This is a genomic window from Micromonospora sp. NPDC048842 (genome assembly GCF_040649935.1).
GTDB classification, from domain to species: domain Bacteria; phylum Actinomycetota; class Actinomycetes; order Mycobacteriales; family Micromonosporaceae; genus Micromonospora; species Micromonospora hortensis.
The window spans coordinates 425,957-450,206 of sequence record NZ_JBEZGK010000003.1 but is presented as its reverse complement, the minus strand read 5'-3'; the positions used below and the strand labels follow the sequence as shown (position 1 = coordinate 450,206).

At 68.6% G+C, this 24,250-nt stretch carries 20 protein-coding genes and 2 pseudogenes; 8 read left to right on the top strand and 14 right to left on the bottom strand.

All coding sequences use genetic code 11. From position 1 onward, the window contains the following. Window positions 1–40 precede the first annotated feature (40 nt). The 10 genes from AB0C19_RS06865 to AB0C19_RS06820 all read right to left on the bottom strand — a co-directional run bounded on the left by AB0C19_RS06865 (window position 41) and on the right by AB0C19_RS06820 (window position 7,779). Window positions 41–496 (bottom strand): GNAT family N-acetyltransferase, encoded by a 456-nt coding sequence (locus AB0C19_RS06865; RefSeq protein ID WP_357180731.1) that lies wholly within the window; start codon window positions 494–496, stop codon window positions 41–43. A 13-nt stretch (window positions 497–509) separates the two neighbouring features. Then, on the bottom strand, window positions 510–1,322 hold the full coding sequence (locus AB0C19_RS06860; RefSeq protein WP_357180572.1) for a TetR/AcrR family transcriptional regulator: 813 nt from the start codon (window positions 1,320–1,322) through the stop codon (window positions 510–512). Window positions 1,323–1,366: 44 nt separating this feature from the next. Beyond that, on the bottom strand, window positions 1,367–1,936 hold the full coding sequence (locus tag AB0C19_RS06855; protein WP_357180569.1) for a DinB family protein: 570 nt from the start codon (window positions 1,934–1,936) through the stop codon (window positions 1,367–1,369). A gap of 95 nt (window positions 1,937–2,031) precedes the next feature. Continuing rightward, window positions 2,032–2,775, bottom strand: coding sequence for a dihydrofolate reductase family protein (locus AB0C19_RS06850; RefSeq protein ID WP_357180566.1), 744 nt, complete (start codon window positions 2,773–2,775; stop codon window positions 2,032–2,034). Further along, window positions 2,772–3,473 (bottom strand): GTP cyclohydrolase II, encoded by a 702-nt coding sequence (gene ribA / locus AB0C19_RS06845; protein ID WP_238682384.1) that lies wholly within the window; start codon window positions 3,471–3,473, stop codon window positions 2,772–2,774. Before ribA ends, AB0C19_RS06850 begins: the two co-directional genes overlap by 4 nt. A 58-nt stretch (window positions 3,474–3,531) precedes the next feature. Beyond that, window positions 3,532–4,470 carry a lysylphosphatidylglycerol synthase transmembrane domain-containing protein gene (locus AB0C19_RS06840; RefSeq protein ID WP_238682385.1) on the bottom strand — a complete coding sequence of 313 codons (939 nt, stop codon included), beginning with the start codon at window positions 4,468–4,470 and terminating at the stop codon, window positions 3,532–3,534. Window positions 4,471–4,536: 66 nt separating this feature from the next. Further along, window positions 4,537–5,355, bottom strand: a complete 819-nt coding sequence (locus tag AB0C19_RS06835) for a class I SAM-dependent methyltransferase (protein ID WP_357180561.1) — start codon at window positions 5,353–5,355, stop codon at window positions 4,537–4,539. After that, window positions 5,352–6,398: a glycosyltransferase family 4 protein gene (locus AB0C19_RS06830; protein WP_357180558.1), complete on the bottom strand. Its 1,047-nt coding sequence runs from the start codon at window positions 6,396–6,398 to the stop codon at window positions 5,352–5,354. Before AB0C19_RS06830 ends, AB0C19_RS06835 begins: the two co-directional genes overlap by 4 nt. After that, window positions 6,395–6,793, bottom strand: coding sequence for a 6-carboxytetrahydropterin synthase (locus AB0C19_RS06825; RefSeq protein ID WP_112590267.1), 399 nt, complete (start codon window positions 6,791–6,793; stop codon window positions 6,395–6,397). Before AB0C19_RS06825 ends, AB0C19_RS06830 begins: the two co-directional genes overlap by 4 nt. 2 nt (window positions 6,794–6,795) lie before the next feature. Beyond that, window positions 6,796–7,779 carry a zinc-binding alcohol dehydrogenase gene (locus AB0C19_RS06820; protein ID WP_357180555.1) on the bottom strand — a complete coding sequence of 328 codons (984 nt, stop codon included), beginning with the start codon at window positions 7,777–7,779 and terminating at the stop codon, window positions 6,796–6,798. Between the two features lie 201 nt (window positions 7,780–7,980). Here AB0C19_RS06820 and AB0C19_RS06815 point away from each other — a divergent pair. The 4 genes and pseudogenes from AB0C19_RS06815 to AB0C19_RS06800 form a co-directional block, all read left to right on the top strand. Next, window positions 7,981–9,081 (top strand): annotated as a pseudogene (locus AB0C19_RS06815) (choice-of-anchor A family protein); the annotation flags it as partial. 75 nt (window positions 9,082–9,156) lie between these two features. Next, window positions 9,157–12,831 carry a hypothetical protein gene (locus AB0C19_RS06810; RefSeq protein WP_357180727.1) on the top strand — a complete coding sequence of 1,225 codons (3,675 nt, stop codon included), beginning with the start codon at window positions 9,157–9,159 and terminating at the stop codon, window positions 12,829–12,831. Window positions 12,832–12,918: 87 nt separating this feature from the next. Next, window positions 12,919–13,617: pseudogene (locus AB0C19_RS06805) on the top strand (transcriptional regulator); the annotation flags it as partial. Further along, window positions 13,614–14,192 (top strand): HD domain-containing protein, encoded by a 579-nt coding sequence (locus tag AB0C19_RS06800; protein WP_357180552.1) that lies wholly within the window; start codon window positions 13,614–13,616, stop codon window positions 14,190–14,192. The pseudogene AB0C19_RS06805 and the gene AB0C19_RS06800, both read left to right, overlap by 4 nt. A 395-nt stretch (window positions 14,193–14,587) precedes the next feature. On the opposite strand, the gene AB0C19_RS06795 is transcribed toward AB0C19_RS06800, so the two are convergent. Together AB0C19_RS06795 and AB0C19_RS06790 are read right to left on the bottom strand one after the other, a co-directional pair. Further along, window positions 14,588–16,003 carry a HEPN domain-containing protein gene (locus AB0C19_RS06795; RefSeq protein WP_357180549.1) on the bottom strand — a complete coding sequence of 472 codons (1,416 nt, stop codon included), beginning with the start codon at window positions 16,001–16,003 and terminating at the stop codon, window positions 14,588–14,590. A 275-nt stretch (window positions 16,004–16,278) separates the two neighbouring features. Then, on the bottom strand, window positions 16,279–16,743 hold the full coding sequence (locus AB0C19_RS06790) for a hypothetical protein (protein WP_357180547.1): 465 nt from the start codon (window positions 16,741–16,743) through the stop codon (window positions 16,279–16,281). Between the two features lie 280 nt (window positions 16,744–17,023). Between AB0C19_RS06790 and AB0C19_RS06785 the strand changes: the two genes are divergently transcribed. Both AB0C19_RS06785 and AB0C19_RS06780 read left to right on the top strand, forming a co-directional pair. Next, the gene (locus AB0C19_RS06785; RefSeq protein ID WP_146755391.1) at window positions 17,024–17,230 is read left to right on the top strand and encodes a hypothetical protein; all 207 of its coding nucleotides are present in this window, start codon (window positions 17,024–17,026) and stop codon (window positions 17,228–17,230) included. A gap of 266 nt (window positions 17,231–17,496) precedes the next feature. Continuing rightward, window positions 17,497–18,393 (top strand): hypothetical protein, encoded by an 897-nt coding sequence (locus tag AB0C19_RS06780; protein WP_357180545.1) that lies wholly within the window; start codon window positions 17,497–17,499, stop codon window positions 18,391–18,393. A gap of 103 nt (window positions 18,394–18,496) precedes the next feature. On the opposite strand, the gene AB0C19_RS06775 is transcribed toward AB0C19_RS06780, so the two are convergent. Beyond that, the gene (locus AB0C19_RS06775) at window positions 18,497–18,814 is read right to left on the bottom strand and encodes a hypothetical protein (protein WP_357180542.1); all 318 of its coding nucleotides are present in this window, start codon (window positions 18,812–18,814) and stop codon (window positions 18,497–18,499) included. A gap of 929 nt (window positions 18,815–19,743) precedes the next feature. Here AB0C19_RS06775 and AB0C19_RS06770 point away from each other — a divergent pair. Then, window positions 19,744–21,543: an IS481 family transposase gene (locus AB0C19_RS06770; protein ID WP_357180724.1), complete on the top strand. Its 1,800-nt coding sequence runs from the start codon at window positions 19,744–19,746 to the stop codon at window positions 21,541–21,543. 39 nt (window positions 21,544–21,582) lie between these two features. Here the strand turns inward: AB0C19_RS06770 and AB0C19_RS06765 are convergent, their stop codons facing one another. Next, on the bottom strand, window positions 21,583–22,200 hold the full coding sequence (locus tag AB0C19_RS06765) for a DUF2625 family protein (RefSeq protein ID WP_357180539.1): 618 nt from the start codon (window positions 22,198–22,200) through the stop codon (window positions 21,583–21,585). Window positions 22,201–22,472: 272 nt separating this feature from the next. On the opposite strand from AB0C19_RS06765, the gene AB0C19_RS06760 reads away from it, so the two are divergent. Next, window positions 22,473–24,236, top strand: a complete 1,764-nt coding sequence (locus AB0C19_RS06760; protein WP_357180721.1) for an IS481 family transposase — start codon at window positions 22,473–22,475, stop codon at window positions 24,234–24,236. Window positions 24,237–24,250: the final 14 nt, after the last annotated feature.

Sequence of the window (24,250 nt, the reverse complement as noted above, 5' to 3'; positions counted from 1 at the left end):
ACCGCTGATCACTCGGTCCGGGGTGGTCGGTGGCGTCCGGTCAGTGGGTGGAGTGGACGCCCACCACCTCGTCCTCGCTGGTCTCCCCGGTCAGCTGGAACCCGAGTTTCAGGTAGAACTGCTCCGGGCCGTCCGGCCCCGGCTCCCACGTCGTGTAGACCCGGTCGTGCCCACGTCGGCGGGCCTCGTCGCGGACGGCCTGTACCGCGAAGCGGCCGTACCCACGGCCCTGGTGCTCGGCGGCGATGTTGAGCCGCCACAGCCCCGAGCGCCTGTCGTCCGGGTGGGCCGGATCCCACACGATGTCGAAGAAGCCCATCAGGAAGCCGACGATCTCGTCATCCTCGACGATGAGACGCGGCCACGCGATCTCGGGCTGGGCGTACGCCTCGGCGAGGGACCAGGCGACCGGAGACGAGAACTTCTCCTGGTCGGGCCGCACGCTCACCCGGCACGCGGCCTCCACATTATCTTTGGTGATTGTCTCCAGTCGCAGCACGACGGCCACCCTACCGAGCGGGGTCGGGCAACAGGCCACCGAGCAGCCCGCGCAGGCCGAACTGGAACCAGGTGTCCAGGTCGGCGTCGGGTCTGGTCTGCCCGGCCGCGGCCAGCCACTGTCGGTCCCGGGTACGGCCGGTCCGCTCCAGCCGGGTGCGGGTCGCCGACCACCAGGCGTGGTAGGTGGTGTCCCCGGGGTCACGCCGGATGAGCAGGGCCATGCCCTGGACGTAACCGCTGAGTGCCAGGTAGGCGCGGAACGCCTCGGCCGGTTCGTACCCGGCGCTGGTGAACGCCGCCACCACCCGGTCGACCATGGCGAGTACCGCCGGCCCGGTCGGCGGCCGATCGGTGGCGAGGATGGCCAGCAGCCAGGGATGTCGGCGGTACATCGCCCACTCGTCCCCGGCCAGCCGTTCGAGCCGTTGGCGCGGATCGCGCGGTGGTGGCGCGGTGCCGGGCGGTCGGGTGGCGGTGATCTGCTCGGCCATCGCGGCGAGGAGGTCGGCCCGGTTCCGGACGTGCCGGTACACGGCGTGGGCGGGCAGGCCCGCGCGTTGGGCGAGGACCCGCAGGGAGACGGCCTCCAGACCGCCCGCGTCCGCCAACTCGACAGCGAGGGCGACCAATCGGTGGCGCGGGTCGCCGCCGGTCGGCGCGGGCAGGTCCCGAATCCGACGAGGGCTGCTGGTGGGGCCGTGCTCACGACGCCTGCGGTACGCGCGGGCCTGGCAGCGCCGGGAGCAGTAGCGGCGCGGGCGCCCCCGGCCGGTGCCGACGGGCAGGTCCGCCTCGCACTCGACACACCGGACACTGAGCACGCGCCGCCTCCAGTTTCGTCACGGCACTCCCTGCGACGAAAATACTACGGTCGAGCGGCCGGGCCGTCCCGATCGGTGCGTGCGGCGCGCAGCAGCCGGAGCTGACCGATCTCCGCGACGTTCTTCATCAGCTCCGAGTTGACCCAACCGATCGTGTGCGTGACGGTGTGGTCGGTCCCGTCCGGCCACGGGAACGTCGCGAGGCGGTCGAGGGCGCTGTCGCTGTCGCTGTCACTGTCGCCGAGCTGGTCGAGCAGATCCAGCCATTCGGTGCGCAGGCCCCGCAGCCAGGCGACACTCGGCTCGCCCGCGCCCGGCCAGACGACGGCAGTGCGCTGTCGCGCCGCTCCACCCCGAAGATGGTCCATCGCCACTGTCCACCACCAGCCGACGTGCCAGGTGAGCCAGCCGATCGTCGGCACCGGGACCGGGTCGGGTTCGGTGTCGGCCCAGTCCGGGGTCCAGGTGCCGTCGGTGCTCTGCCGCACCGACCAGCAGTGATCGGCCGGCTCCCAGAGGAAGTCCGTGGGATCGAGTCGCTCGAGGTGGTACTCGAACAGCGACCACGTCAGGTCGAACTGCCAGCGCAACAAGGCCAGGCTCGGTACGGACATCCGGAGATCCTGTCCCAACCGACCCCCGCCGTCCACAAAATAAACCCACCCCACCCGGGGTGATCATGGGTTTGGCGGGTTCCGCGGAGATTGGATCACCCGCCAACGCCATGATCAACCGGTCGGGCGGCGGGGTTGGTGGGGCAGCGGTCGGAGAGGGCGTAGCGGAGCAGGACCACGTCGCCGATCTGACGGGCCTCGGCCAGGCGCGCGCGGCGACCCGGGTGCCAGGGGAAGCGGCCCTCGCCGACGAACCGGGGTGCCCGGCCGTCACCCACGAAGAACGGGGCGACCACCAGGTGCAGTTCGTCGGCGAGACCGGCGGCGAGGAACTGGGCGTGCACCGTCCCGCCGCCCTCCACCATCAACCGCTGTACGCCCCTCGCGGCCAGGTCGGTCAGCAGCCACCCCGGGTCGACGGGCTCACCCGCGTCGATCACGGTGGCCAGTCGGCCGACCCGCTCCTCGGTCTTCTCCCGCGCGCCAGTGGCGCAGTAGACGAGCCGGGCCGAATCACCGGCGGTGAAGAAGCGGGCGATCGGGTCGAGGTCGCCCTGGGCGGTCAGTGTGACCTTCGTGGGCGAGGCGGGCCGACCGGCCGCCACCCGCTCGGCCCGACGGCTCGGGGACCGCACCAGCAGCCGAGGGTCGTCTCGTCGAACAGTGCCAGCGCCGACCAGGATGGCGTCACAGCTGGCCCGGACCGCGTCGACGCGGTCCAGGTCCTCCTCGTTGGACAGCAGTAACCGCTGCTCGGAGGCGTCGTCGATGTACCCGTCGATGGAGGCGGCACAACTCAGCAGCACGTACGGCCGTGTCGGGCCCGGCCGCCAACTCATCGGGAGACGGGCCGCTCAGGAGCACGACCCGCGAGCACATCCGCCGCCTCGACCGCCTCGGCCGCCTCGACCTCCGCCGCCTTGGCCGCCTTCGCCGCCAGGTATTCGGCGTTTGCCGGCGAGAGGAAGACGCTGGTGAGCACCCGTTCGGCAACGTCCACGCCCAGCCGGGTCAACTGCTCGGCCTTGTCCGGGTTGCTGCTCAGCAGCCGGACCCGCGGCACGCCCAACGTGGCCAGCATCTGCGCGGCGGCGGTGTAGTCCCGCTCGTCCTCGCCCCGGCCCAGCGCGACGTTGGCCTGGTAGGTGTCCAACCCGGCGTCCTGCAACGCGTACGCGTCGAGTTTGGCGTACAGGCCGATGCCACGGCCCTCCTGCCGGAGGTAGAGCAGGAAACCGCCGGTCTCGGCGATCCGCTGCACCGCCTCGCGCAGTTGCGGCCCGCAGTCGCAGCGTTGGCTGCCGAACACGTCGCCGGTCAGGCACTCGCTGTGAGGACGGACCAGCGGGGCTACTCCCCCGGCGGCGAGCCGGTCCAGGGCGCCCGCCCAGTCGCCGAGGCCGAGGGCCAGGTGCTCCCGACCGTCCACCAGGCCCTTGAAGGTGAACACCCGGGCGGTCGTGGTGTAGCCATCCGGAAACGCCAGCGGCACCGTGACCTGCGTGCGGATCGTGGCAACCGGCAATGCTTCGGGCATGGGACTCCTTTGTCCGGCGCCACCGCCGTCCGGCGACGCGTACCGTCTCACAACCGACTCAACATCCGCCGCCGGAGGCGGCTTCCCGAGCGGCGACCGGAATTCGACGCCGACGGGCCAGCAACACGGCGGCCCCGGGCAGGCTGGCCACCAACACCAGTGCGCCGTAGACGGTGGCGGTGGCGATGCCCTCGGCCGCGCTGAGGCCGGCCGCGCCGAACACCCACGCCGCCACCCCCTCGCGCGGCCCGAAACCGGCCACGTTCAACGGCAGGCCCATGGCGAGCAGGGCGAGCAACGTCAACGGCAGCAGTCGGGACAGCGGGGCATCCGATCCGGCGGTACGCGCCGCCACCAGGAAGGTGGCCAGGTGACCGGCGACCATCACGGCCGAGGCGACAAGCACACCGAACCAGGTGCGCCGCGCCAGCAGGCCCGACCGTACGTCCGCCACGGCGGTACGCAGTGCCGTCGCCCAGCGCGACCCGCCACCGTTTGGGAGGACCCGGGCCAGCAGCACGACGACCAGCCCGCCGGCGACGAGCAGCGCGGCGGCGACCGGCAGGTACGGCCGGACCGGCGACGGGAAGGCGGCGAGCACCACCAGCGCGACCCCGACCAGGACCACCTGCCCGGCGGCACGCTCCCAGACCACGGCGCGGATGCCCCGGCTCACGTCGCCGGCGTCGCGGCCGTGGCGTACCGCCCGGTGCACGTCGCCGAGCACCCCGCCGGGCAGTGTGGCGTTGAGGAACACGGCCCGGTAGCAGTGCGCCACAGCGGTCGCCAGTGGCAGGCGTACGCCGAGGCCGCCGGCGACAAGGCTCCACCGCCACGCCGCGCAGACGGTGGTGAGCACCCCGATGACCAGCGCCGCAGCCAACGCTGACGCGTCGATCAGTCGTACTCCGGCGAGGAACGGGCCGCTGCCCACCTGCCACAGCAGGACGGCGAGCAGACCCACCCCGCCGACCACTCGTGCCCAGGCCCAGAACATCGGCGCCGGCCTCCCCTTCGAAGATCGTCCACTTGCCCTAGTGCACGTACCCAGGGCGTGAACGGTTCATCCACCGGCGAGCAGGTCAGTGTGTTCGACAATCACTGTGAGTCGGCCGGCCGCCGCGTCAGCCAACCGACGGCGGGCGTACGCCTGGGCGGGTTCGGCCAGGTCGGGGCGCTGCTCGCAGGCGGCCCCGACCCACCCTCGGAACCATTCGGCGGTCAGGTCGGCCTGCTCCGGGCCGAGACGCCACGGGCTGGGCCGTTCCCGCACGTCGACGCCGCGCCGGGCGAACGCGGCGGCGGTGGCGGCGACGGCATCCGGGCCGAGCAGCCGCCGGCCCTCGACGGTACGCCGCTGGTGGTCGTTGAACGCGGCCTCGACCGCGTCGTCGAGCGGGTCGGCCGGGGTGAACCGGACCCGCCCGGTCACCGAGATGGCGAACAGGGCTGGCCGGCCGACGCAGGCATCCGCCACCCGTTCGATCTCCTGGGCGGTGAGCATGTCCAGCAGCGCGGACGCGGTGACCAGGGAACCGTCGGCGAGGTCGGCGGCGGTCAGCCGGGTGAGGTCGCCGCAGCGGGTGTGGACGGTGACCGGGGCGCCGTCGGCGGCGGTCACCCCCCGCATGCCCTCGGCGGCCCGGGCCAGCAGGTCGGCGTCCCGGTCGTGCAGCACCCAGTGCTGTGATCCGGGTAGCCGGGCGGCCAGCCAACGACTCATCGACCCGGTACCGCTGCCCAGGTCGTGGATCACTGTCGGGGCGTCCCCGGTCAGCCGGGCCCGGATGGCGTCCAGCAGGTCCTCGGCACGTGCCGCCGCGTCGGCCGGCTCACGTAACCGCAGCCAGTCGGCGAACGGCAGGGTCTCCTCGGCGGTCATTCCGCCACCTCCTTCAGCACGCCGGCCAGCAACGCGGTGGTCACCGGCCAGTCGGTCAGGGTGTCGCGCCGGGCGAGAGCGGCACGCCGCAGCCGAGCGCGCAGCGCGTCGTCGTCCAGCCAGTGGATGAGCGCGGCGGCCAGCGCCGCCGGGTCACCCGGCGGGACCAGCAGTCCCGGGCGCTCACCGCCGGGCGCGTGACCGAGTGCCTCCGGCAGCCCGCCCACCTCGGTGGTGACCACCGGCAGGCCGCGGGCCAGCGCCTCGGTGACGACCATGCCGTACGTCTCGCCTCTCGACGGCAGCACCAGCAGGTCGGCGGCGGCGTACGCGTCGTCCAACGCCGCGCCGGTCAGCGGGCCGACCAGTCGTACCCGCTCGGTGAGGCCCGCGCCGGTCAACCGGTCACGCAGCCGGTGCACCAGATCCGGTTCCCGGGCCAGGGTGCCCGCGCAGACCATCGTCCAGGGCCGGCCGACGAGCGTGGCCAACGCGTCGACCAGCACGTCGTACCCCTTGTGCTGGGTGACCGCCGCGACGCAGAGCAACCGGTCGCCGGCCACCGAGCCGGCTGCCGGCGGCGCGGGCCGCACCCCGGGCGGCGCGGCCCGGGCCCGGCCGGCGAGGGCCGGGTGACGGGCCAGCAGGGCGCGGCGGGTCCACTCGCTGGTGGTGACGACGGCGCGGGCGGTGGCCAGGGCGCGGGCCTCCGGTTCGTCGTCCAGCGGCAGGTGCACGAGCAGCACCAGGCGCAGCCGACTGGCGTGCGGGGCGAGCAGGTCCGGCACGGCCGACGCGATCAGGCCGTCGACCAGCACCACGGCGTCGTCGGGCGCGGCGGCGAGCACAGCGCCCAGCGTCGCCCGGTCGGCCGGGTCGGGGTGCGGCCACGCGCCGGGCACCGGATGCTCGTGCACCGACCAGCCGCGCTCGCTCAGCCCCGCGCAGATCCGCCGGTCGTAGGAGTTGCCGCCGCTGGGAGTGGCCGGATCGTCGATGTCACCGGGCAGGACGACGTGCACCGCCCGGCCCGCATCGGTCACAACGACCGCTCGTAGCTCGCCCAGGCGATGTGCGACTCGTGCAGAGTGACGGTGATGCCGGTCAGGTCGCGCGCCCCCGCGCCCAGCTCACCGGCGTGCACCCGCTCGACCAGCCGGTCCGCGACAGTACGGGCCAGCACCTCGGTGGTGGTGTTCACCCCGGCGAAGGCCGCCTCGTCGTCGAGGTTGCGGTAGGTCAGCTCGCTCAGCACGGCCCGAAGCTGCTCGGTGGCCAGGCCGATGTCCACAACGATCCCGTCGGCGTCCAGGTCGGGCCGGCGGAAGGTCGCGTCCACCACGAACGTCGCGCCGTGCAGCCGTTGGGCTGGCCCGAACACCTCGCCTCGGAAACTGTGGGCGATCATCATGTGGTCCCGAACTGTCACGCTGAACACTGTCACTCTCCGTCTTCGTAGGTGATGAGGTGGCAGAGCGCGGGCAGGTCGCCCGAGGTCAGTCTGGCGAGCACGTCGGGCAGCTCCGCGAAGCGCGACGCGCCAGTGATCAACGCGTCGAAGGCCGGGTCGTCGAGCAGGTCCAGGGCGAGCGCCAGTCGGTCGGCGTAACTGCGCCGTCCCCGTCGGGCGGGTGCCACCATGCCGACCTGGCTGCTGCGCACGCTGAGTCGACCGGAGTGGAACGCGCCGCCCAGCGACACCTGCACCGGGCGGTCGCCGTACCAGCTCAGCTCGATGACGGTGCCCTCCGGGGCGAGCAGGTCCAGCGACTGTTGCAGGCCGGCGGCGCTGGCGCTGGCGTGCACGACCAGGTCCCGGTCACCGCGGGCGTCGGCCGGGTTGGCGAAGTCGACACCGAGGGCCCCGGCAACGCCGGCCCGCCGCGCGTCGGTGTCGACCAACTCGACGTGCACGCCGGGGAACCGGGCCAGCAGCGCCGCGACGCAGCAGCCCACCATGCCCGCGCCGATCACTGTGACCCGGTCGCCGACCAGCGGCGCCGCGTCCCACAGCGCGTTGACGGCGGTCTCCACAGTGCCGGCGAGCACCGCTCGGGCGGCCGGAACCCCCTCCGGCACCGGCACCACCGCACCCACCGGCACGACGTACGCGCTCTGGTGGGGGTGCAGGCAGAACACCGTTCGCCCGAGCAGCTCCGGCGGGCCCTGCTCGACCACGCCGACGCTGAGGTAGCCGTACTTCACCGGGCCGGGGAACTCGCCCTCCTGAAACGGCGCGCGCATCGTGGCGTACTGGTCGGCGGGCACCCGACCGGCGAAGACCAGCGTCTCGGTGCCCCGGCTGACCCCGGAGTAGCGGGTCCGGACCAGCACCTCGTCGGGGCCCGGGGCGGTCAGCGACACCGGCTGGATCTCGGCCACTCCGGGTTCGCGCACCCAGCAGGCGTACGCCTCGCGAATCACCGTCGCGCACCTCAGCTCTGCTCCGGGCCGAATCGATCGGCCGTGTCGGGTCCCCGGTCGGGGGTTGTCGATCATAAACACGGAAGTTCGGTGCGCACAGTTCGAAGCCCGCCCGGCAGGACCGCCATTCGGACAAACCCGGCATAAGGGTGTTTTTGCCCCTATAGGCTCCCCTGGCACATTCGAACCAACGGGGGCGTGATGAAGATTTCGTGGTGGGGTAGCCGCAGGTCACGAGCGACGGCGCTGGCCGCCGTCGCGGGCGTGCTGGCGGTCAACGGTCTGCTGGTGCCGGCACCCGGCGCGCCCACCCCGATCAATCCGGTGTTGGCCGCCGTCGACGACGCCATCGGCCCTGTCGACCCGGTCGCCGAGGCGCTGAGCTTCGGCGTGATGACCGAGGGCAACGCCACAGTGAACAACGACGAGAACGAGGGAACCCTCGCCGTCGGCGGTGACCTCACCTTCGGCAACTACCAACTCGCCGGGGCGACCGCCGGATCGTTCGTGGTGCCCGGCGACGCCAACCCCAGCGCCCTGGTCGTGGGTGGACGGGTCAACTTCGCCGGCAGCGTCGGCGGCAGCCGCCTCCAGGTGCTCTCCAACGGCTACGCCAAGGTCGGCAACCTGACCGGCACCTTCGTCCGCAACACCGACAACAACGGCGCCCAGGTCAACACCCGGATCCTGCCGGCGAACGACTACGACGCCTCACCCCGGGTGGAACTGGTCACCCGGCAGCCGGTTGCCAGCGTCGGGCCGACCTCGCCGATCAACTTCGCCGGGGCGTTCGCCGCCTTCCGCGACACCACGGCCGGCCTGGCCACCTGCGACAACACCGTGGTGCTGCGGACGCCGAACGGCGACGTGCTGCCCCGCCCGATCCCGCCAGGCAGCAACGCCGTCGTCACGTTGACCCCGGGCGTGACGAATGTGCTCAACCTGACCGCCGCCGACCTGGCCAACATCCAGACCCTGACCTTCGCGAGCCAGCCGACCGCCGACACGCCACTGCTGGTCAACGTGGACACCAGCGGGGTGGGCAACACGTTCGCCTGGACCGCGCCGAACTTCGCCGGGATCGGTGGGCCGCAGGCGCGCTACATCCTGTTCAACTTCCCGACCGCCACCGCGCTCACCCTCACCCCGAACGCCGCCACCGTCGAGGGCACCATCTACGCCCCCAACGCCAGCCTCACCGACCTCTCCTCCAGCAACACCGAGGGCAGCGTCATCACCCGTACGCTGGACCACCGCGGCGGCGAGATCCACTACTTCCCGTTCAGCACCACACTGTCCTGCGCGGGCGCAACCCCGGCCGATATCGCCCTGATCAAGTCGTCGACCACCACGCTGATCACCAGCGTCGGTCAGCAGGTGCCGTACTCGTTCCACGTGGTCAACACCGGCGGCGTCCCTCTGACCAACATCTCGGTCAGTGACACGCAGACCCCGCCGTCGTCGAACGCCAACCTCGGCCCGATCACCTGCGCCGCCACCACCCTGGCGCCAGGGGCGCAGACGGCCTGCACGGCCACCTACACGGTCACCCAGGCCGACCTGGACAACGGCGGCGTCACCAACGTCGCCACCGCACAGGGCAGCCCACCCACCGGTGCACCGGTGGTCTCCGATCCGAACTCGCTGACCATCCCGGCGCCGGTGCTCACCGCAGCCGTCACCGTGGTGAAGTCGTCCACCACCACGTCGATCACGACGGTCGGGCAGCAGGTGCCGTACCGGTTCCTGGTCGCCAACACCGGCGGTCTGACCCTGACCAACGTGGCCGTCACCGACGCGCAGACGCCGCCGTCGTCCAACGCGAACCTCGGCCCGATCACCTGCCCGGTCACCACACTGGCGCCCGGCGCGAGCACCACCTGCACCGCCACCTACACCGTCACCCAGGCCGACCTGGACAACAACGGCGTCACCAACGTCGCCACCGCGCGCGGCACCCCGCCCGGCGGCGGTACGCCGGTCACCTCACCGCCGTCGACGCTGACCATTCCCGAGGCCGGTCTGATCGCGGCGATCGCCATCCTGAAGACCTCGACCACCACATCGATCACCACTGTCGGGCAGCAGGTCCCGTACCAGTTCCACCTGCTGAACATCGGCGGATTCACCCTGACCGGCGTGAACGTGACCGACGTGCAGACACCGCCGTCGTCAAACGCGAACCTCGGCCCGATCACCTGCGCCGCCACCACCCTCGCCCCCGGCGCGCAGACCCTGTGCACCGCCACCTACACGGTCACCCAGGCCGACCTGGACAACGACGGCGTCACCAACGTCGCCACCGCGCACGGCACCCCAACGGTCGGCGCACCTGTCAACTCGACGCCCTCGACACTCACCATTCCGGAGACCGGCCTGGTCGCGTCCATCGCCATCCTGAAGACCTCGACCACCACGTCGATCACCACTGTCGGGCAACAGGTCCCGTACCAGTTCCACGTCGTCAACACCGGTGGGTTCACCCTCACCGGGGTGACAGTGACCGACACGCAGACACCGCCGTCGTTGAACGCGAACCTCGGCCCGATCACCTGCGCCGCCACCACCCTCGCCCCCGGCGCGCAGACCCTGTGCACGGCCACCTACACCGTCAGCCAGGCCGACCTGGACTTCGGCTCGGTCCGGGACAGCGCGACAGCGCAGGGCACACCACCCGGCGGCAGGCCGCCCGTACAGTCGCCGCCGGCCACCCTGACGATCCCGAGCGACGTGGTCGTCCCCGGCATCTCACTGGTGAAGTCGTCGACCACCACGTCGATCACGGCGGTCGGTCAGCAGGTGCCGTACCGGTTCCTGGTGGCCAACACCGGCGGCGTGACGCTCAACGACGTGAACGTGACCGACGTGCAGACACCGCCGTCGTCAAACGCCAATCTCGGCCCGATCACCTGCGCCGCCACCACCCTCGCGCCGGGCGCGAACACCATCTGCACCGCCACCTACACGGCCACCCAGGCCGACCTCGACAACGACGAGGTCACCGACGTCGCCACCGCACACGGCACACCGGCCGGCAGTGACGACCCGATCGACTCGACACCCTCGACGCTGACCATTCCGGCGGCCGACCTGATCCAGTCGATCTCGCTGCTGAAGTCGTCCACCACCGTCTCGATCAACACGGTCGGGCAGCAGGTGCCCTACCGGTTCCTGGTGGCCAACACCGGCACCGTGACGCTGTCCTCGGTGAACGTGACCGACGTGCAGACACCGCCGTCGTCCAACGCCGACCTCGGCCCGATCACCTGCGCCGCCACCACCCTCGCGCCCGGCGCGAACACCACCTGCACCGCCACCTACACCGTCACGCAGGCCGACCTCGACAACAACGGCGTCACCGACGTCGCCACCGCACACGGCACACCGGCCGGCAGTGACACGCCGATCGACTCGACGCCGGCGACGCTCACCATTCCGGACGCGGGGATCGTCGCCGCGATCCAGGTCGTGAAGACCTCCACGACGGCGGCGATCAACGCGGTCGGGCAGCAGGTCCCGTACCGGTTCCTCGTGGTCAACACCGGTGGTCTCACGCTGAGCAACGTCAACGTGACAGACGTGCAGACACCGCCGTCGTCAAACGCCGACCTCGGCCCGATCACCTGCGCCGCCACCACCCTCGCGCCCGGCGCGAACACCACCTGCACCGCCACCTACACCGTCACGCAGGCCGACCTCGACAACAACGGGGTCACCGACGTCGCCACCGCGCACGGCACACCGCCGGGCGGGGGCGCTCCGGTCGACTCGCCGCCGTCGACACTGACCATCCCGGAGTCCGGCCTCGTCGCCAACATCGAGGTGATCAAGTCGACGACCACTGTGGCGATCGCCGCGCCGGGCCAGCAGGTGCCCTACACCTTCCTGGTCGTCAACACCGGCGGCTTCACCCTGACCAACGTGACAGTCAACGACACAGTGCTGCCGCCGTCCGAGCGCGGCGTGCTCGGGCCGATCACCTGCGGTCCGCAGGACATCCCGAACGGCGCTGTGACGTTGTCGCCGGGCGCCTCCATCCAGTGCCGGACGACCTACACGGTGACCGCTGAGGACTTCACCGGCTCGTCGCTGCGCAACGTCGCCACTGCCACCGGTACGCCACCGTTCGGGCCACCGCCGGTCTCCCCACCGTCGCCGGTGGACATCCCGATCCCACACCCGGCGATCGCCATCACCAAGTCGGTGACGCCCACAGTGGTGTCCGCGGCCGGTGACGTGGTCACGTACCGGTTCGTGGTGAGCAACACCGGCACCACAGCGCTCAGCGCGGTGACTGTCGACGAGACCGACTTCTCCGGCACCGGGACGCCCGGGGCGATCACCTGCGGCACGCCGCCGGTCGCCAACGGCGCTGTCACCCTGGCCGTCGGGGCGAGCACCACCTGCACGTCGACCTACACGGTCACCGCGGCGGACATCGAGGCCGGCCGAATCACCAACACGGCCGTCGCGGCCGGCACGCCGCCGACCATCCCCGGCCAGGCCCCACCCGCACCGGTACGCTCTGCGCCGGCCTCGGCCGAGGTCACAGCCACCCGCGGAGCGGCGATCACCGTGGTGAAGTCGAGCAGCACCAACAAGATCGTCCGACCGGGGCAACACGTGCCGTTCCAGTTCGTGGTCACCAACACCGGTCAGGTGCCGCTGACCGGCGTGACGATCACCGACACCCTGACCGCGCCGGCCTCGGCGGCCAACCTCGGGCCGATCACCTGTGGTCCGGAGCGGACCCCGAACGGCGCCGTCACCCTCGCGGCCGGTGCCGCAGTGACCTGCACGGCGACGTACACGGTCAGCAAGGCCGACTACCACAACGGGTCGGTGCGCAACACCGCGACGGCGACCGGCACCCCGCCGGACGGCCCGGCGCCGATCTCGCCCGAGTCCACCATCACCATCCCGGTGAAGGGCAAGCTCCCGGTTACCGGTACGTCGTTCCCGGCCGGGCTCTGGATGGGCGCCGGCGTGCTGGCGGTGCTCCTGGGCGCGGCGCTGCTGCTGGTCGTCCGGCAGCGCAGGATCCGCGCCTAGCGCGGACCTGATCGCGGGGGTCGGACCGGAGGGGAACCGGTCCGGCCCTCGCGGCACGTCGCCAAAGGGCTACCCGCCGCCCATCTCCGACGGGATCCAGTCGCGTCCGGGCCTAGCCTGCCCGTCGACGAGCAACGTGCGTTCTTCGCTCACCTTCACATGCTCGCCGATCGCGCCGCAGCCGCACGGCATCGCAACCTACTGCCGCACCGGCAAGCGTGCTTCCTTGCCGGTGCGGACCCCACCAAGCCAGCAGCAGGTTGGCTCACCCAGACCACCGCCCGAGCACGCCGCACGACCACCTTTCGCACGTGGTCACCGCTGTGGCCCGACGCCCGCTCCGTTGTCACGTCCCTCGCTAACCAGGGCGACCCGGACCCGTTACGAGACTTCATCGCTCGCGCACACCCCGACGACGCCTGCGAGCGAGCGGCCCTCAACTACTCGGCCTACTGGGTGGGCGAGATCCCGCACCGCCACCGCGACGACTCCTTCATGCCCGAAGCGCTCGCTGACTGGCACGACTCAATCCTTCTTCGACACCTGGTCCATCGCCTCGAACCAGAGCGTCCTTTCGTCGACCTCACCATCCACAACGTCCGGGCTCTGCTGGCCGCACGACGCGGTCTCGCTCTCGACAACCCCGCCGCGACTCGGGCGCTCCTCGACCGCAGCGTCCCGCTCCTGGACAGTGACCGGATCTCCGCGCAGTCGCGGCAGGAACTAACCTCTATCGTCTACAGCCTGCGGGCGGACGGGCTCACCGGCACAGGGACGGGCAGATGACCGACGACCACGACGCCGCCGGAGCGATGAACTTCATCTTCGAAGCTGGCGTCCTCAAACGCGCCGCCCGGACCGGCTGGTGGTTCGCCGGCGTCAAGCAACCCGAAACCATCGCCGAGCACTCCTTCCGAACGGCGCTCATCGGAGTGATGCTCGCCGCCATGGAGGGCGCCGACCCAGCCCGAGTGTCGATGCTCTGCACCCTGCATGACACCCAGGAAACCCGAATCACCGACATCCCACACATCGCCAAGCGCTACCTCACCGCCGTACCAAACACCGCCGTCACCGCCGACCAGGTCGCCGCCTGCCCACCGGCCGTCGCCGACGTCATCACCGCCGCAGTCGCCGAATACGAAGCTGGCGAGACACTAGAAGCTGTCGTCGCTCGTGACGCTGACAAGCTGGAATGCCTCGTCCAAGCCGTCGAGTACCGCCACCAAGGCGTCGACAACGTGCAGCGCTGGATCGACAGCTCGCGAGCCGCTCTGAAGACCGCCAGCGCCCACCGCCTTGCCGACGCCGCCCTCAACGGACAACCCCTGGCTTGGCTCACACCCCCGCCACAGGAGTAAGCGTTCAACACTTGGCGTTGTATTGATCCCGACGATGAGCACAGCCGATCAAAGTGGACGAGACGCCTCGTGACCTAGGCTTGAAGAGGTCATAGCCGGTCATCGGTAGTCACTGCTGGTCTACCTAAGACGGCCTGGGAACGGCATGATCTTGGGTCTGCCGATGCCGGACCCCAGACGTGCCCCAGGCGGCATCAGACGCACACGGTTTAGGAAGGGGCTAGCGCCGGCAGGCGCACCCCTCGTCCTACCAGGACGTACGCTCGCCGACTTCCAAGCGGTGCGCTTGATCATTCCGCGCATGTTCCGGATCTTGCCGGTCACACCCGACCCGCCCCGCCGATGCCGGGCGGAGGTCGCCAGCAGGCGAGCAGGGCCAGGGCAGGGCCAGCGCTTCACAGAGCCGAACGACGTTGATCGAGCAGCTGACGTGCTCGGGTGAGGGCGTCATCGAGCCTGGTGCGATACCAAGTCGTTCTGCGCGATTCACCGATGTGGCGCATCACCGCTTCGCCGACACCTGCATGACGCAGCATGGATGCACGCGCCAGCGAGAACACAGACTCGGCTAGCCAATATAGTAGGGAGCCATCAAACGCATGCATCCCGGGGCGATCTTGATGCACTAACCTATTTCTGACCTCGGCAACAGTTATCGACCAACTCCTAACGTCAGGAACTAGCCCATCCAAAGCGGGTTCAACTTCGCTGGCAAGCGACTGCAGCCGATCGGCTAGAGTTGGCTCGTTGTACCGCAGTCTGCCTTTAATCCATGCTCGATCCTTTCCGTTCGGCATGCTCTCAATAGCCAGCTTCCGCAAGGTTTCAAACCGCGCTGGGGATATTTGAGTACCCCCGTAAATCAGGCGATGGAAAGCCTCCGCCGCAGCACAAATGTTCAGAAATCGGTTTTCGACATACACGCTTCTGTTTGTTCGGCCCGTCATCAACAAGCCCAAGACGTATCCCAAATCATCTGCATTATCGAGCCACTTGCATATGGTCTCGATTCCACCAACATCATCCAATCCGACCAGCATGCGATGACTATGAACAGTCTTCAATCCGTTGGGCGATTCGACCGGCTCATTGAAGTATTCAATCGGGTCTTGCGAGTTGGGAAACGGTTTCCCAGCCAGACTTATCTGCGGTAGGTCCGGTCGTTGCAATCTGATCGAGTTGATTTGACTAGGCGCATCAGTGCAAAGTGTGACTAGGTCTTGAACGTGCCGAAGATCCCTCAGAACTTCGCCGAGTGGGGTGGGGTGGGGATAGGCAACTCGGACGCTGGGCCACTCGACAATTCGTCTTTCGCGAAGATCTTCTCCATCGGATCGCCAGCTGAAGTCTACATAGACGGTCCCGCGAGAAAATTGGCCTGTTAGCGCATCAGGCTGCTTGTATCGGATTGTGATCTCGTCCAGGCTATCGTGACGATCAAAAATGAAGCCAGTGCGATTGACCCATTGGGGAAGGTTATGATATCTCGCGTGAGCGGTTGTGAAAGATGGCTCATCTTCAGGTATGAAAGATTGGCCCATGAACAGGTGCTGGGGACGATATCTGCTGTACGCCAGGCCAGCACCGTAAACCGTTTCGGCGAATCGCCCGGAATCAAGTAGCGTTACTTTCTTATTTCTCACTTGCCCGAGGATGCGCGGAACGGCATCTCCTGATTGACGCGGGACGGCAAAACCTTCGAGTGCAACCAGCGACGCTCCGCCCTCAGCACTAAACTTCAGGTGGCCAACAAATGTTTTTTCTGGTGAGCCAGGCAGCCAGAATATGCCGTTTTCGTCAATGTCTTCCATTGGTACGCCTCCCCCGATGAAATTGTCTTCCCCTAAGGCAGCGACGCACGGAGCCAGCATCGACGGTCTTACGTGACGTTGGCCGAGAATAACCCCGTTGGTCTCTCGCCCCATCCCGATGCTCCTATGGATGTCAACCCCGCGACCCCTTGACCCCCAGGCAACCAACACGGCTCGCTGACCTGCGCTGTCCTGGGCGTGTACCTGCGACAACGGTCCACGATCGTCCGTGCACGTCCGCCGCCGCTCGTGCCCGTCGTCACCCAGATAGTCACTCAGCCATTGCTGGGGCTGGAAATCCCTCGTTCCGCAAAGGACGCCGCGACCTCATCGAAGGCGCTGACGGCAAGCTCCATCTGCGTGACGGCATCCGACAACGGCAACTCCAGCTGGGGGTCGTACCCGGGTAGGCCCGTGACCGCCTGGACGGCTTCGCCGAGTTGATACATCGCCGTGACGACCGCCCGAGCATCTCCGCCTCGGTACCAGTAGGGAACCGTGATCCCAGCCTCTTCTGCGTAGTAGCTGACCTGGATGCCAGTCGGCTCGTGGGTTAGCTCGTAATTGTGGGCCCCCTCGAAGACAGAAACCTCACCGAGCACCTGTCGCGCCGCCGCCACCAGTCGGGCCCAAGCCTCGCCGCTTGGCCGCTCGTCGCTGTCGGCGTCTTCTGCCGCGTCCAACGCATCATCCCAGGACTGCTCGTCGCTTCGAGGCACAAAGATCAGGTCATAGCTCATGGCGATGGACCGTACATCCACCTGGTCTCGCCGGGGAGGTCTCCACGGTCGTCAGTTTGGAAGGTGCTTAACCTCAGCTTGGGAATCGCCTTGATTCGTACGGTGGGTAGTCACGTCACGCGAGACACAGCTACAGGGCGTCGATTGCAGGACCGGCTGGGTATCGGTGTGGCCCCGTGTTGACCGCTGCGTCGGGCACAGATCGGGCACGCCAATCGCACGCACGTTTCTCGGTGGGCGACGCTAGCCCTCCGCTGGCGGGGACGTCATTATGGTGGGTATGAGGAGAAGCCTCCCGCTGGTCGGCCTGGTCCTGGGAGCGCTCGGTGGGGCGCTCTGGGGCTGGTTGGGCGGCGACGGGTACGAGGCAGGAGACTCGGCGCTGGGCACCGGCCTGATGGGAGCCATCGTCGGGCTGCTGATCGGGGCCGTCGCCTACGGCCTGGCAGGTCGCGGCAACCGGAACAGCCCCGGCCGGAACCGCTGAGAGAGAGGAGCATCATCGACTGCATCTGGCGGGCCCACGGACGGACTCACGTTGCGGTCGGGTGCGGGCTGTGCAGTTCAACAACTACAGGTAAGGAGGCGGTGGCTGGCCTGGTCAAGAGGCGCATCACGCCTTGTCACCTGGGTAGACGTCGTCACCAGTGGTTGTCGTTAGTCGCTCATGATCGGCCTCCGACGGCCTAGGGACGGCCTGAGCCTGACCCTCGTCGACGTGGGCTCGATAGCACCAGTCGGAAGGCATGCCACATGCGCCCCAGCAAGCGTGAGCAAGAGGCAGTCCGTGCCTATGTCCGGGACCAGGCCAAGGAAGAGGTTGTCCACCTTGAGAAGGCCGCTTCCGAGCTGGTAGGACGTGTGCGGCACGACATCTGGGATGTGCACTGCACCGGTAGTCGCTGGTGGGTTGTCACGGAACCCATGTATCTGTACAGCCAAGTCGACTTCAAAAGCCGCGATGTTGTATTGACATTCCATGTCGGCTTGGCTCTACGACTGTCCTATCAGCAGGAGCGTGAAGTTCCAGTCGCCGAACCTCACGCTGAGCTTCTGCCGGGATCATGGCGACGTTGGCAGCAAGCATTTGATGCCTATGATAGCGGCGATGAGGCCGAGAACTTTCAGGCCGTCGGCATGCGGCTGCGGGAGTGCCTCGTATCATTCATCGACGAGACTGCCGATGAAAACCTGGTGCCGGACGGCACCCCGCCGCCGAAAAAGGCCGATTTCAAGGGCTGGGTGGAACACTTGGCCAATCGCCTTGCACCGGGCGATTCGTCCGCGAAACTGCGATCTTATCTAAAGGCTATTTCGATAGAGACGTGGTCATACACCAACGGCTTAACACATGCCAAGAACGCCGCACGGATAGATGCGGAGATCGCGCTCAAGATGGTGGAGCACTTGCTTGGCATGTTCAGTGCTGCACGGTTGCGTCACGCTCGACTGAGCGTTCGATGCGAGTCCTGCCAGTCGTACCGGGTGGTCGCTGGCGTCTGTGGGCACTGTGGCTGGGTCGATGCTGAGCACGTACCACATCCACGACGTGAGATCAGCGAAGACGAACGAGCACGACGGCTGGCCGAGCCATGCACGCCGAGTTCAGATATCTCGACATTTATGACACCGATCGACTTTAGCGCTTGAGCCGCGAGCGGGGTCCCGCCCATCCGGCAAACCCTCACTCTCAGCTTGCATATCGAGTTGGCCGACGGCCAGGGGCTCAGACAGTCAGGCCATTGCTCGCGCATCAGTGCTCCTTAATCGACAGCTCCGTCAGTTGACCGCGTGTGTTGCGCCGCCAGCGATATCCCGCTGCGTCAGTAAATTCGATCGCTACGGCAAAGTCTTTAGTTGTTTCCGAAACCACAGGTTCACCGTATGCGTCCAGCTCGCCCCCCTCACGGGTCAGGTCACCGTCAGGCAAAACAACCGTCGGCTCACTTGCGGGTGGAAGAACGCTCATCAACTTCGTATCCCGCAAGTCCGGCTCCCCCTCCGTGCCAAACTTGCGGAAGTAGAATTCGACTTTCACATCGTGAACAGGAACAGGGGAGGCGTTCTGCATCCAAGCACACCAGAACCCGCCCATAACCCCTGATCTCGGCGTTCTGCCGAACCATCCGCAGACCTGCACAGCTTGGGCTCTCCGCTGCTCCTCCGAGCGCTCACGCCGGTCTTCCTCCGCGCGCTGATCGCGTGCTGATTCTCGCTCATAAAGTCTCCGGGCTGTCCTGCCCGCCCAGATAGCGGCTACGAACGCACCTAGAGTGGTGACGAATGAACCCCACGCTGGGACATCTCCTAAGTCAAGGTCACTGATCAGCGACATACTGCCAACAAAGCTCACAGCAGGAAGATAGGCGGTTGCCGCAACCCCTGACGAGAGCTGCGCCATCCCGTCCGCCGTCGACCCGCCCTCTGGGGAGCGGGCCGCCTCCCGGCCCGCCACGTCAAGACGGCCTTGACGCACGTTCGGACGCTGGCGGGTCGGGTGGCGGTCTGCTCGGCTTGCCCGGGTCGTCGGCTGGCGGGATGGCTCGCGCAACCACCCACGGACCGCAACCCGCCGACGGGGTTGCAACCATCTCGGAGCCCGAGCGCCCCCGCCGGAGGCGCAGTAACCGCAACCCCGCGACCATCGCCAGCTCGCCGACGCGGCCGGCGTGCGCTCCCGTGCGTCGCGCGGGCTCGTGGCCGCGCGGCCCGGCCGGCTGCCGGCTCACCACCTGGCCAACGCTCCCTGTCGTTCTGCGGCGGCCCCTTGGGCTTCCCGCTTCCGCGCCAGCCGCCGGGCGTGTTGCGTGGCCGGAGTCGGAGCGTCAGCGGAGCGACGGACGCGCGCCCAGGCGGCGGCGCGTGCGGCCCGTTCAGGGCCGCCTTGAAGACGTACAGAAACTTTGCACAACATCGCCGGCAGTCCGGTGTCCGGTCTCGGGACCTGCGTGACACATCGGTATCAGGACCTGGGTGACACTCCGCCGAGTGTTGGTGGAGATGAGCGTGATGGAACAGCGGTACCGAGCCGTCCAGGACGTGCTCGCCGGGTCGACGGTCACGGACGTCGCCGAACGGTTCGGAGTCTCCCGCCAGGCCGTGCATCGCTGGCTGGCCTGGTATCAGGACGAGGGCCTGGAAGGGCTGGCCGATCGGTCCAGCCGTCCGCGTTCCTCGCCGGGGCAGACTCCGCCTGAGGTGGAGGCGCTGATCTGTGAGCTGCGGCGGAACCACCCTCGCTGGGGTGCTCGTCGTCTGGTCTTTGAGCTGGGCCGCCGCAACTGCCCTGGCCCGATTCCGTCTCGGGTCACGGTGCATCGGGTGTTGATCCGGCACGGGCTGGTCAACCCGACGCCCCGCCGTCGTCGTCGGGAGGACTACAAACGGTGGGAACGGGGCCGGCCGATGGAGCTGTGGCAGCTGGACATCGTTGGTGGTATCCGGCTGGCTGACGGTGGTGAGGCGAAGGTTGTCACCGGCATCGACGACCACTTCCGGTTCTGCGTCATCGCCCAGGTCGTCAGGCGGGCCACCGGCCGGGCTGTCTGCCTCGCCTTCAGCGAAGCGTTGCAGCGGTTCGGGATCCCCGAGGAGGTCCTGACGGACAACGGCAAGCAGTTCACCGGCCGGTTCAACCAGCCCCGCCCAGCGGAGGTGATGTTCGAACGCATCTGCCGCGAGAACGGCATCGTGGCCCGCAACACCAAACCCCGCACCCCGACTACCACCGGCAAAGTCGAACGGTTCCACCAGACCCTGCAACGCGAACTCCTCGACGAGGTCGAGGTCTGGGCCAACCCGGAAGAAGCCCAAGCCGCCATCGACGCATTCCGCCACGAATACAACACCCAACGGCCGCACCAGTCCCTGAGCATGGCATTCCCCGCCGACCGGTTCATCGCCCCACCAGCCGACGAGCAGCTGCCGCTGCTGCTTCCGCGAACGCTGACCACCACCGTTCCTGAGCCCCGCCGCCGGCTGTCGGCGCCGCCACCGGCGCCCGCACCATCCGCCGAGCAGACCACCGTCCCCGCCGCGCCGGTGGCCACCAGCAACGTGGGCCTGGCCGTGGAGGTCACCCGGATCGTTCCCGCCTCGGGCAACCTCACCGTCTGCGGGCAACAGTTCTGGCTCAGCCCCACACGCGCCGGACTACCGGTCGCCCTCTGGGTCGACACCACCGTCGTCCACCTGCTCATTGACGGCGTCCGACTCAAGACCGTCCCGTCTCGGCTCACCCCCGACCACCTGCGCCAACTCCTCGCCGACGACGCCCGACCTGCCGGGCCACCACCGATCACCACAGGCACCGTCCAGGCCGGCGCCCCGATCGAAGTCGAACGGCTCGTCAACGCCACCGGCCTGATCAGTTTCGCCGGCCGCCAACACCCCGTCGGCTACCACTTCGCCGGACAGCGGGTCACCGTCCGACTCGACCGTGGCCTCATGCAGATCACCGCCGACGGCGTCCTACTACGCAGCCTGCCCAACCCGCTGGCACCGGCCGAGATCGCCCGCATCCGCGACGCCCGCCCCGCCGGACCACCACCAACCCCGACACCCGAACCGATCCGGGTTCAACGCCGTGTCAGCTGCCGCGGAGCCCTGGTCATCGCCGGTCAACGCATCCACGTCGGCATCGCCCACGCCGGATCAACCTTGACCGTCGAAGCCGCCGACACCACCTTCCGCGTCCATGACGGCGACCAACTCGTCACCGAGGTCACCCGCACCACCGTCAAACCGATCGCCCGGTTCAAGGTCCGCAAACCCGAGCCTGCCCGAAGGACGCCACGATGACACCGCGTTCGGGCCGTCGACCGGAGAGGCAGCGGTGTTCTAGAGGTAGCGGAGCTGACGCGCAAACTCCTGGTGAACCGAAACGAGCTCAGCAAGCCGGATCGGCTTACGGGACACCACCGAGAGATCCTTCCCCTCCCTGGTCCACGGCGGCGGCAACGCGCTGATCCCCTCATCCAGAGCGACGCTGGCCACCTCGGCTTCCCACCCCGGCCAGCGCAAACCCTCATAGAACTGCGTCACCGCGCCAGCGAGCATCGCATGCAGCCAGTCGCCGTACCCGAGCTCAAGATCATGACACGCCAGGTCCTCCGGGCCGAAGTAATGCACCGTCGGCCTCGCGCCTGGCTCTGCCGGCAACCACGCGAACTGTCCGCCCATCACGTCGAAGGCGACGACCAGACGACCATCATTGGCATCCATCTCGGCAGCTACATCCGGCAGCCCGTCCTGCCCACCGCCGAGCACCCGAAGCCAACCGTGATCGATCACCAGCCCGCCACTGTTGGCCACCACCGCGCCGAGCCACGACCTCGTCGTGATTTCCAGGGCCGCCAGGCAGGCCGCCGCCCGCTCAGAGTCGGCCGGCAGCACCTCCACCGGATACGGAGCCGCTGCCACCAGCGCCGATATCTCCGCCCACGCAGACTGTTCCACCCCCTCAGCCTCCCAGGGGCATCAACCATGCGACGCTGAGGGCCTGCTACATGGGAAACAAGATCGTCTAGCCGGACGTGTCACGCAGGTCCCGAGACTGATCTGTCACCGACGTCCTGAGACCCGACATCGCCGGCAGTCCTGTGTCCTGCGCCGGTTCATGGTTGACACTGCGGCCTCGGTTGACGTTTGACACCCGGTCGGCTTGGTGCTCGTTGCGCCTGTAACTCAGGCGGGAGGAGCACCGGGTGGGACTCGCGGAGTTGAGCGTCATGGAACAGCGGTTTCACGCCGTCATGGAGTGCCTGGGTGGGACTCCGAAGACGGAGGTCGCCGCCCGGTATGGAGTGTCGCGGCAGACGATTCACAACTGGCTGGCCCGGTATGCCGCCGAGGGCGTCAGGGGCTTGGAGGACCGATCTCACCGTCCGCATGTCTGCCCGCACCGGGTTGACCCGTCGACGGAGGCGTTGGTGTGTGAGCTGCGTCGGGATCATCCTCGGTGGGGTCCGCGTCGGCTGCGGTTCGAGGCAGGGCGTCGGGGTGTGACTCCTGCGCCAGCTCGGGCGACGGTGTATCGGATCCTTCGCCGGAACAACCTGGTTCCGGCGGTGCCGCGGAAGCGTCGGCGGGAGGACTATCGGCGGTGGGAACGTCCGGAGCCGATGGAGCTGTGGCAGATGGACATCGTCGGAGGGGTCCTGCTCGCTGACGGCACGGAGGCAAAGGTGGTCACGGGGCTGGATGACCACTCTCGTTACTGCGTGATCGCTACCGTTGTTCGTCGGGCCACCGTCCGGGCGGTCTGCGCCGCGTTCGCCGCCGCGCTGACCCGGTTCGGGGTGCCGGGTGAGGTGCTGACCGACAACGGCAAACAGTTCACCGGCCGGTTCACCAAGCCCCGCCCTGGTGAGGTGCTGTTCGAGCGGATCTGCCGGGAGAACGGCATCGTCGCCCGCAACACCAAACCCCGCTCCCCAACCACCACCGGCAAGGTCGAACGGTTCCACCAGAGCCTGCAGGGCGAGGGCCTGGACGGACGGGTGTTCGCCACCATCGAGCAGGCGCAAGCCGCGGTGGACGTGTTCGTCGCCGAATACAACTACGACCGGCCGCACCAGGGCATCGACGACGAGTATCCCGCCGACCGATTCCACCGACCCACCCCTGCCCGGAACCGTTCCGGAACAGAGGCCCTGCCGCTGCGCCTGCCGTCCGGGCTGCTGCCCACCGCACCACCGGCCCCGAGAACGCCACCCGTCGTCGAGGTCGACGCCGGATCGGTGACCGTGTCCACCGGCCGTTCCCAGCCGGTGCAACTCGTTCGGGTCGTGCCACCGTCGGGCAACCTGACCGTCGCTCAACAACAGGTGTGGCTCGGCCCCGCCCTCGCCGGCACCCCGGTCACTATCTGGGTCGACACCGACCGGCTGCACGTCCTGACCGCCGACGGCACCCGCATCAAGTCCAGCCCCTCCCGGCTGTCCCAACGCGACCTCGCCCGGCTCCTGGCCGACGGCGGCACTCCCGCCGGACCGCCCCCACTACCTCAGGTCGAACAGCAGACCACCGCCGTCAAGGTCGACCGGGTCGTCAACGCCTGCGGCGGGATCAGCATCGCTGGCCGGCAGATCAGCGTCGGCATGCCACTGGCCGGCCAACGGGTCCGGGTCCGCCTCGACGGCACCCTCCTGCACGTCATCGACGAGACCGGGCAGCTGCGCCGCACCCTGCGCTGCCCCTTGCCGCCCACCGCCTGCGGCCGCATCCGCGACGCCCGACCCGCCTCCCCGATCCCACCACCGGCCACCACGCCCACCGTCGAACGGGTCGTATCGGTCAACGGCAGCATCCAAGTCGCCGGGCAACGCATCCAGGTCGGCGTCGTGCACGCCCGCAAGCTTGTCGCCGTTGCCTTGGACGAGCACACCGTCACCGTCTACGACGCCGACACTCCAATCAAAGCCGTCCCCCGACGCAGCACCACCGACCTGAACCGCACCAAGGCGCACCACCGCATCAGCACCACTGGCTGAACCTTGAGCCTGAG

Bases quoted from the DNA above. Each gene is read 5' to 3' on its own strand.
- AB0C19_RS06855 (WP_357180569.1), bottom strand. From the start codon at position 1,936: ATGTCCGTACCGAGCCTGGCCTTGTTGCGCTGGCAGTTCGACCTGACG.
- AB0C19_RS06850 (WP_357180566.1), bottom strand. From the start codon at position 2,775: ATGAGTTGGCGGCCGGGCCCGACACGGCCGTACGTGCTGCTGAGTTGT.
- ribA (WP_238682384.1), bottom strand. From the start codon at position 3,473: ATGCCCGAAGCATTGCCGGTTGCCACGATCCGCACGCAGGTCACGGTG.
- AB0C19_RS06840 (WP_238682385.1), bottom strand. From the start codon at position 4,470: ATGTTCTGGGCCTGGGCACGAGTGGTCGGCGGGGTGGGTCTGCTCGCC.
- AB0C19_RS06835 (WP_357180561.1), bottom strand. From the start codon at position 5,355: ATGACCGCCGAGGAGACCCTGCCGTTCGCCGACTGGCTGCGGTTACGT.
- AB0C19_RS06800 (WP_357180552.1), top strand. From the start codon at position 13,614: ATGACCGACGACCACGACGCCGCCGGAGCGATGAACTTCATCTTCGAA.
- AB0C19_RS06795 (WP_357180549.1), bottom strand. From the start codon at position 16,003: ATGGAAGACATTGACGAAAACGGCATATTCTGGCTGCCTGGCTCACCA.
- AB0C19_RS06790 (WP_357180547.1), bottom strand. From the start codon at position 16,743: ATGAGCTATGACCTGATCTTTGTGCCTCGAAGCGACGAGCAGTCCTGG.
- AB0C19_RS06785 (WP_146755391.1), top strand. From the start codon at position 17,024: ATGAGGAGAAGCCTCCCGCTGGTCGGCCTGGTCCTGGGAGCGCTCGGT.
- AB0C19_RS06780 (WP_357180545.1), top strand. From the start codon at position 17,497: ATGCGCCCCAGCAAGCGTGAGCAAGAGGCAGTCCGTGCCTATGTCCGG.
- AB0C19_RS06775 (WP_357180542.1), bottom strand. From the start codon at position 18,814: ATGCAGAACGCCTCCCCTGTTCCTGTTCACGATGTGAAAGTCGAATTC.
- AB0C19_RS06770 (WP_357180724.1), top strand. From the start codon at position 19,744: ATGAGCGTGATGGAACAGCGGTACCGAGCCGTCCAGGACGTGCTCGCC.
- AB0C19_RS06760 (WP_357180721.1), top strand. From the start codon at position 22,473: ATGGAACAGCGGTTTCACGCCGTCATGGAGTGCCTGGGTGGGACTCCG.